Origin of the sequence: Streptomyces sp. NPDC050211, assembly GCF_040656035.1 — a bacterium.
In the GTDB taxonomy this organism is placed as follows: Bacteria; Actinomycetota; Actinomycetes; order Streptomycetales; family Streptomycetaceae; genus Streptomyces.
The window spans coordinates 1-1778 of record NZ_JBFALC010000176.1; the positions used below are offsets into that span (position 1 = coordinate 1).

The following is a 1778-nucleotide window of genomic DNA, read 5'->3' on the forward strand; positions in this document are numbered from 1 at the left end:
GCCCTGTGCAGGACGTTCAGCGCGCCCACGCGGTCTGCGTTCTCCACCAGGCCGCACTTGACGCACTCGAACTTCGCTTGGGTGACGCGGTTCCCCGTCGCGACGTGCCCGCATCCGCCTATCTCGGGCGGGCACGTGCGGGAGGTGTTGCGGGCGTCCACTGGGATCACTCGGCGAGCGGCACTCTCAGCCTTCTGCGCCAGGATGCTCAGGAACTGTCCCCAACCCGCATCGAGGATGCTTCGGTTCAGCCCGGCTTTCGCGGCGGCACCGTTCGGCAGGAACGCGCCGTCGTTGTCGGGGTCGGGCTTGGGTGCAGGCACCTTGGTCATGCCCGCGGTGTTCAGCTTCTCGTGCCCGATCACGTCGTGTTCACGGACCAGGGCGAGAGCCTGCTTGTGGTGGTAGTCGGCCCGCTGCCGCCGGATCTTCGCGTGCAGCTTCGCGACCTTCCGCGCTGCTGCCCGGTGCGCCTTGGTGCGTCGCCGGGTGCGCTTGGGGAACGTCGAAAGGTGCTGCTGCGCAGCGGTCAACTCGTCGGTCATCTTGTCGAGGAACTTGGGGTTCTCGACGTGCACGCCGCCTGAGTCGGTGAAGAAGTGCACGGTGCCCATGTCGATGCCGACGATCGACCCGGTGGCGGGCAGCGGCTCGGCCGGTACCTCATCGCAGGCGAGGACGACGTACCATCGCCGGCCTTCCCGCTTGATGCTGATCGTCTTCACCCGGCCGTGCACGGGGCGGTGCTGATGCACGCGGACGTGCCCGACACCTTGCAGGCGGACACGAGTCTGCCGGTCGTGCGGCGTGGAGTCCCAGCGGCAGCCGTCGCCGTCCTTCGGGAAGCTCACCGTGTCGAAGTGGCCGACGCCCTTGAACCTGGGGTACCCAGGTGTCAGACCAGCCTTCACCCGATTGAAGAAGGCTTGGAATGCCTTGTCGAGCCGCCGAAGCGTGGCCTGTTGGGACGAGAAGGACCAGCGGCCCTGACGCTCGGGATCGAAGACGCGTATGTCCTTGAGCTGCCCGGACTGGTCGCCGTACTTGACGCTCGTCTTCGTCACGTGCCGGTAGGCGTCCCGACGTTCCTGGAGCGCTCCGTTGTAGAGGGAGCAGTGATCCCGCAGCATCTCGGCAAGAGCCTGCTCCTGGCGGCCCGTGGGGCGAAGGAGGAACTTGTACGCCCGTATCACGAGGCGTCCCCCTTCTCCTTCTTCCACGGGCGCTCCCACTGGGTGTTGATGTACTTCTCCACCGTCGCCGCCGACACCGCACCGACCGAAGCAGCGAAGTACGACGACGACCACAGCGTGGGCATGCGGCTCTTGAGGTGCGGGAACTCCGCCCGCAGCACGCGGGAGGTGAAGCCCTTGAACTGGTTCGCGACGTACGACGCCGACGACTTCGGGTCGTGCTTGACGAACAAATGCACGTGGTCCGGCATCACCTCAAGGGCAATGATCTCCCACCCACGCTCCTCGGCCTTCTGCCGGATCAGCTCATCCAGGCGGACCGCGACTGGGCCACCGAGGACCGGACGGCGGTACTTCGGGCACCACACCACGTGAAGCCCTAGGTCGTACACGCCGCCGGAGAACCGGCGAACCTTCCTGGTCACAGCCACACAATCACTATACACACGCCACAGGTCTAGCGCGCCAGCGAGATAGGATCAGTGAACAGCACAGATCCGTGCACACAGTTGAGGCCAGAGCAGGACTCAGAAGCCATTCCCCACCCCACTAAAGCGGGGCGTCCCCTGGCTAGGTCCTGATGGA

At 65.7% G+C, this 1778-nt stretch carries 2 protein-coding genes; both read right to left on the bottom strand.

Annotated features, from left to right (window positions below; translation table 11 throughout):
* Window positions 1-1193 (bottom strand): transposase (locus AB0I98_RS49815; RefSeq protein ID WP_362953162.1); only part of this gene is annotated, 1193 nt, incomplete at its 3' end.
* The gene (gene tnpA / locus AB0I98_RS49820; RefSeq protein ID WP_362953164.1) at window positions 1190-1618 is read right to left on the bottom strand and encodes an IS200/IS605 family transposase; all 429 of its coding nucleotides are present in this window, start codon (window positions 1616-1618) and stop codon (window positions 1190-1192) included. The genes tnpA and AB0I98_RS49815, both read right to left, overlap by 4 nt.
* Between the last annotated feature and the right edge of the window lie 160 nt (window positions 1619-1778).